At 68.6% G+C, this 6,504-nt stretch carries 6 protein-coding genes; 2 read left to right on the forward strand and 4 right to left on the reverse strand.

Translation table 11 applies throughout. The annotated features are described in order from the left end of the window. Positions 1–10: 10 nt before the first annotated feature. Genes IRT45_RS24630 through IRT45_RS24645 form a run of 4 tightly spaced genes read right to left on the reverse strand, consistent with a single transcriptional unit; the run spans position 11 to position 4,675 of the window. Entirely contained in the window at positions 11–1,015 is a 1,005-nt protein-coding gene (locus IRT45_RS24630; protein WP_194808253.1) for an acyl-CoA dehydrogenase family protein, read from the reverse strand. Between the two features lie 55 nt (positions 1,016–1,070). Further along, the gene (locus IRT45_RS24635) at positions 1,071–2,228 is read right to left on the reverse strand and encodes an acyl-CoA dehydrogenase family protein (RefSeq protein WP_194808254.1); all 1,158 of its coding nucleotides are present in this window, start codon (positions 2,226–2,228) and stop codon (positions 1,071–1,073) included. Continuing rightward, entirely contained in the window at positions 2,229–3,131 is a 903-nt protein-coding gene (locus IRT45_RS24640; protein ID WP_309241140.1) for an enoyl-CoA hydratase, read from the reverse strand. Further along, positions 3,128–4,675 (reverse strand): FadD3 family acyl-CoA ligase, encoded by a 1,548-nt coding sequence (locus IRT45_RS24645; RefSeq protein WP_194808255.1) that lies wholly within the window; start codon positions 4,673–4,675, stop codon positions 3,128–3,130. Before IRT45_RS24645 ends, IRT45_RS24640 begins: the two co-directional genes overlap by 4 nt. Positions 4,676–4,917: 242 nt before the next feature. On the opposite strand from IRT45_RS24645, the gene IRT45_RS24650 reads away from it, so the two are divergent. Both IRT45_RS24650 and IRT45_RS24655 read left to right on the forward strand, forming a co-directional pair. After that, entirely contained in the window at positions 4,918–6,099 is a 1,182-nt protein-coding gene (locus IRT45_RS24650; protein WP_375540149.1) for an acyl-CoA dehydrogenase family protein, read from the forward strand. 46 nt (positions 6,100–6,145) lie between these two features. Beyond that, positions 6,146–6,504, forward strand: a 359-nt coding sequence (locus IRT45_RS24655; RefSeq protein ID WP_194808256.1) for an SDR family NAD(P)-dependent oxidoreductase, incomplete at its 3' end; no start/stop codon positions are given.

A 6,504-nucleotide genomic window follows, 5' to 3' on the forward strand; every position in this document is an offset into this window, starting at 1 on the left:
TATCGGTGGTTCACGCGCCGGCCGCCACCGGCGTACGCAGCGCCGCGGCGATGCGGGCGCGATGGAAATCGGCGGTGCCCCACGCGGATCGCAGCGCCGTCACCTTGGTCAGCCACAGCGACAGATCGCATTCGGCCGTGTAGCCGATGGCGCCGTGCACCTGCAGGGCGATCCGCGCCGTCCGGTACGCGGCCTCCGCGCAGGCGAACTTGGCCGCCGAGACGTCGCGGGTGCGGTCGGCGGTATCGAAGCTCAGTGCGGCGCGGTACAGCAGCGGTTCGGCCATGTCGAGGCCGATCTTCACATCGGCCAGATGGTGTTTGATGGCCTGGTAGCGCCCGATCGGCTGCCCGAACTGATGCCGCTGGATCACATAGGCGACGCTGGTGGCCAGCATCGCGTTACCCGCGCCCAGCAGTTGCGCCGCGGCCGCCAGCGCACCGGCGTCGAACGCCGTCTCGGCCGCCGCCCGCACCGAATCGCCCTGCGCCACAACCTCGTCCGCGCTCACCGAGTAGAGCCGCCGCGCCGCGTCCACCGATTCGATCCGGTCGCCGCGGCGAGCCGTGCACAGCTTGTCACCGTCCACGACCAGCACCACATCGGCGGAATCGGCGTCGAGGGCCGGTGTCCGCGGCGAGAGCGCGATGGTGCCGAGCGACTCACCCTCGGCGAAGCCGGGCAGCCATCGCCGCGCCGGGCCGGAATCGTCGAGTGCCTGCAACAGCGCCGGAATCACCGCGGCGGTCTCGATCACCGGACCCGGCACCGCGGCGCGGCCGAACTCCCGGCACGCCACCACCAGGTCGATGGTCTCGGCGCCCATCCCGTCGTATTCCTCGGCCACGGCCAGGCCCAGGGCGCCGGCGCCGGCCAGCTGCCGGATCAGTGCCCGGCCGCCGCGTGCGCCGCCGCCGTTCCAGTTGCGGATGACCGCGGGCGTACCCGCGGCATCGCACATCTTGCGCAGGCTGTCGGCGAAGTCGCGTTGTTCGGGGGACAGTGCAAATCTCATCGAGGGGTCCATTCGGGGGTGCGGCGCGGGGAGGCGGGGTGGCACATGGCGGATCTCAACGCGGTAGCCCGAGCAGGCGCTCGGCGACGATATTGCGCTGAATTTCGTTGGTACCGGCATAGATCGGGCCCGCCAGTGAGAACAGATAGCCGTCGGTCCAGGCGCTGCTGTGCTCGGCCGAGGCGCCGAGCAGATCCAGGGCGGTCTCGTGCATCGCGATATCGAGTTCGGACCAGAAGACCTTGTTGATCGACGATTCCGCGCCGAGTTTGCCGCCCTCCGACAGCCGGGTCACGGTGCCGAGCGTGTTGAGCCGATAGGCCTCCGCGCCGATCCACGCGTCGACCACGCGATTGCGGGCCTCGGTATCGGCCGGATCGGAGGTCTCGCGCCACAGCTCGATCAACCGTGCGGCCGTGGCGTTGAATCGGCCGGGGCTGCGCAGCGAGAGGCCGCGCTCGTTGCTGGAGGTGCTCATCGCCACCCGCCAGCCCGCGCCCGGTTCGCCGATCACATCGCGATCGGGAACGAAGACGTTGTCCAGGAAGATCTCCGCGAAACCGGGCTCGCCGTCGAGCTGCGGGATGGGCCGCACGGTCACCCCGTCGGCCGACAGCGGGAACATCACATAGGTGAGGCCTGAATGCCGCGAAGCGGCCAAACCCTTACTGCGCCGCTCCTCCTCTGTTTCGCTGCGGAACAGGCCGAAGGCCCAGTCCGCGAACGACGCTCGCGAACTCCAGGTCTTCTGCCCGTTGAGTACCCAGCCGCCCTCGACCCGCTTCGCGCTGGAGCGAATGCCCGCGAGGTCGCTACCGGCCTCCGGCTCCGACCACGCCTGCGCCCAGATGTCGTCGGCGCGAGCCATTCTCGGCAGGATGCGCTCGAGCTGTTCCGGCGTGCCGTGTTCGAAGAGGGTGGGGGCCAGCAGGAAGATGCCGTTCTGGCTCACCCGCCCGGGCGCGCCCGCGGCGTAGTACTCCTCCTCGAACAGCACCCATTCGAGCAGCGAGGCGTCACGACCGCCGTACTCGCGCTGCCACGACACCACCGAGAGCCGGGCATCGGCGAGGGTGTGCTCCCATGCGCGATGCGCCTCGAAACCCTCCCGGGTGTCCATCGACGGCAGCGGTTCGGCGGGGACGTTGGCGCGCAGGAACTCGCGCACTTCGAGCTGGAATTGCGCTGCGGCCGAATCGAGTTCGAGATCCATCTACTTGCCGCTCCGTTCTGCGGTCGTTGCGGTGGTCGCTGTGGCCTTCATCGACTTGGCGGTCATACCGGCCAGCGAGTCGGTGCCGACCTCGGCGTTGTGGGCGTGGGCGAAGTGGTGCAGGCCGAAGACCGAATCCATGCCGGCGCGCATACCCATCAGGTCCTCGCACTGGTTGACGGCCTTCTTGGTCAGCGCCAAGCCGAATTGCGGCATGGTGGCGATCTTCTCGGCCAGTTCGAGGGTGTGCGATTCCAGCTCGGCGCGCGGCACGACCCGGTTCACCATGCCCCATTCGTAGGCCTGCTCGGCGCTGAACCGATCACCGGTGAACAGCACCTCCTTGGCCCGCCGCGGGCCCAGCACCCACGGGTGCGCGAAGTACTCGACGCCCGGAATGCCCATCCGCACAACGGGATCGGAGAAGAACGCGTCGTCGGCGGCGACGATCATGTCGCACACCCAGGCCAGCATCATCGCGCCGGCGATGCAGGCGCCCTGCACCATCGCGATGGTGGGCTTGGGAATGTCGCGCCAGCGCCGGCACATGCCGAGGTAGACCTCGAGCTCCCGGGCGAAGCGCTGATCGCCGCCGGGTCGGTCGACGTGGTCCCACCACAGCGCGGCCTTGTTGTCGTATTCGATGTGATGGTCGCGTCCGGGCGTGCCGATGTCGTGCCCGGCGCTGAAGTGTTTTCCGTTGCCGGCCAGGATGATCACCTTGACCTCGGCATCTTCGACCGCCCGCGTGAAGGCGGCGTCGAGCGCATAGGTCATCACCGAATTCTGGGCGTTGCGGTAGTCCGGCCGGTTCATCGTGACCAGGGCGATCGGACCGCGGCGCTCGTAGGTGACGACCTCGCCCTCGTCCGGAATCGGCGCGCGGGTTGCGTCTGTGGTCACGAGATCTCCTCACGTAGTTGCCGCTTGAGTACCTTGCCGGCGGCGCTGTAGGGCAGCTGATCCCGGAACTCCACGAATCGCGGCACCTTGAAATTGGCCAGAGTCTTCTTCGCGTAGGCGATGACGTCGTCGGCGGACAGTTCGGCGCCCGCCCGGCGCACGATGTAGGCCTTGCCGACCTCGCCCATGCGCTCGTCCGGCACCCCGATCACCGCGGATTCGGCGACGCCGTCGAGCCGGGCCAGGGTCTGTTCGATCTCGGCCGGGTAGACGTTGAAGCCGCCGGAGATGTACATGTCCTTGAGCCGGTCGGTGATCTTCAGATATCCGCGCTCGTCGAGGATGCCGACGTCGCCGGTATGCAACCAGCCCTCGGCGTCGATGGTCTTGGCGGTGGCCTCGGGGTCGTCGAGGTAGCCGACCATCACATTCGGCCCGCGCAGCAACACCTCGCCGTGATCCCCGGTGCGCACCTCGAACCCGGCCATGGCCGCACCGGAGGTGTTGGCGATGGTCTCGGGATCGTCGTCGGGCAGGCACATGGTGCCGAAGCCGGAGGATTCGGAGAGGCCGTACGCGGTGACGACCACCTCGAATTCCAGTTCGCTGCGCATTCTTTCGACCAGCACCACCGGGACGGTCGCCGCGCCGGTGACGGCCACCCGCAGGCTGCTCAGATCGAAATCGGCGCGGGCGGGATGTTCCAGGATGGTCTGGTAGATCGTCGGCGGGCCGGTCAGTACGGTGATGGCCTGCTCCTGCACCATCCGCATGGTCTGCGGCACATCGAAGGTCGCCTGCGGGACGATGGTCGCGCCGGTGACCAGGCAGGCCAGGATCGCCGCCTTGTAGCCGAAGTTGTGGAAGAACGGCGGAATCACCAGATAGCGATCGGAACTGTCGAGCGTCGACCGCTCCACCCAGGCACGCACCACATCCAGCGCCTGGCGCTGGGCGACCAGCGTGCCCTTGCTGCGGCCGGTGGTGCCGGAGGTGAACAGGATGTCGGCGATGTCGTCGGGCTCGACCGATTCCGCGCGGGCGATCACCTTCTCCACGGGCGTCTGCGCGGCCAGTTCGGGCAGTTGCGACCAGGCGATGGCGTCGTCGTAGGCCGATTCACCCTCGGCCGGCACGACGACCACCGTGCCGACCGCCAAATCCGGTGCGGCGGCGCGCAATTCCGCGAGGCGCTGCCGGCCCAGGAACGGATCGGCGATGAACAGCGCCTTCGCGTCGACCCGGGCGATCACGTCGGCGGCCTCGTCGGCGACGTAGCGGGTGTTGAGCGGGACCAGCGCGGCGCCGGTGTAGTGCGTGGCCAGCGCGGCCACCACCCAGTGCCAGGTGTTGGGCGCCCAGATCGCGATTCGATCGCCGCGCTGAATGCCGCGCGCGATCAGCGCCCCGGCCGTCTCCCGCACGGCATCGAGTAGTTGCGCCCAGCTCAGGTGCACCTCGCCGTCGCTGACCGCCGGCGCATCGCCGTGGATGCGCGCGGCTTCGTGCAGGGCGAGAGGGGTGGTCTGCACAGGGGGTGTCACGTCGTCCTCGTCTTCTACACGCTGGTCGACGGCCCGAGCAGCCGGTTTTCCGGTGTGGTGACGGCTCGGTCCGTCGGTCGATTCGCGCTGCAGAGCTCACCGCCCTACAAAGCAAGTGCTTGGTAGGTTACTCTACCGGAGTGAGTGCGATCCAGACCCCCGATTCCGCCGCCGGTGCGGATGCCTCCCCCGCGGCGGCCCCCGGTACGGAAAACGCAGCCGACCAGGAATTCCGCACCGAAGTGCGGGAATGGCTGGCCGAAAATCTGAACGGGCAGTTCCGCGAACTGCGCGGGCTCGGCGGGCCCGGAAGCGAGCACGAAGCCTTCGACGAGCGGCTGGAATGGGACCGCCACCTCGCCGCGGCGGGACTGACCTGCCTGGGCTGGCCGGTCGAGTACGGTGGCCGGGCGGCGACCCTGCGCCAGCAGGTGATCTTCCACGAGGAGTACGCGAGCGCGAACGCCCCGGCGCGCGTCTCGCACCTGGGGGAGGAGTTGCTCGGCCCGACCCTGCTCGCCTTCGGTACCGAGGAGCAGAAACAGCGCTTCCTGCCCGGCATCCGCTCGGTCACCGAACTATGGTGTCAGGGATATTCCGAGCCCGGGGCCGGTTCGGATCTGGCGAACGTGTCGACCAGCGCGCGGCTCGACGGGGATGAATGGTCGATCAACGGCCAGAAGATCTGGACCTCGCTGGCGCATCTGTCGGACTGGTGCTTCGTCATCGCCCGCACCGAACCCGGCTCGACCCGCCACCACGGCCTGTCCTATCTGCTGGTGCCGATGAAGCAGCCCGGTATCGAGGTGCGCCCGATCATCCAGCTCACCGGGACCGCCGAATTCAACGAGGTGTTCTTCGACAACGCCCGCACCGCCGCCGACCTGGTGGTGGGCGAGCCCGGCGAGGGCTGGCGAGTCGCCATGGGTACCTTGACCTTCGAGCGCGGCATCTCCACCGTCGGCCAGCAGATCCGCTTCGCGCGCGAACTGTCGAATCTGGAAGCGGTGGCGAAAGCCAATGGGGCGCTGGCGGATCCGGCCCTGGCCGAGCGTATCGACCAGGCGTGGGTGGGGTTGCGCGTGCTGCGCGCACACGCCCTGCGCACCTTGGAATCGGCGCATCAGAACGTCGACGCCCGGACCGCCGCGGGCCAGGCCTCGGTCTCGAAGCTGTTGTGGGCCAACTGGCATCGCGGCCTCGGCGAACTGGCGATGGACGTGCTGGGCGCCGAAGGTCTGATCGCCCGGCCTCCGGTCGGCGGCAACGGATCCGCCCTCGATCCGCATCCGGCGGACGACCTGAACCAATGGCAGCGCCTCTACCTGTTCACCCGCGCCGACACGATTTACGGCGGCTCGAACGAGGTGCAGCGCAACATCATCTCCGAACGCGTGCTCGGCCTGCCGCGCGAAGCCCGCTGACAACCATTGGCCGAAGCCGATATTCGGTCGTAAGGAAGGACCTACAGTGCCTGATCTCTCGGTTCCGCCCCAGCCGGTCTCCGGTCACGGGCTGCTCGCCGGCCGGGTCGCCGTGATCACCGCCGCCGCCGGTACGGGTATCGGATCGGCCACCGCGCGCCGCATGCTCGACGAGGGCGCCGACGTGGTGGTCTCCGACTGGCACGAACGCCGTCTGAAGCAGACCCAGGAGGAGTTGGCCGCGGAATTCCCGCAGCGCAAGGTCGCCTCGGTGGTCTGCGACGTGACCAGCACCGAACAGGTCGACGAACTGATCCGGGCCGCGGCGCAGCGGCTGGGCCGCATCGACATCATGGTCAACAACGCCGGTCTGGGCGGTGAGACACCGGTCGTCGACATGACCGA

Origin of the sequence: Nocardia sp. BSTN01 (assembly GCF_015354405.1) — a bacterium.
Lineage (GTDB): Bacteria > Actinomycetota > Actinomycetes > Mycobacteriales > Mycobacteriaceae > Nocardia.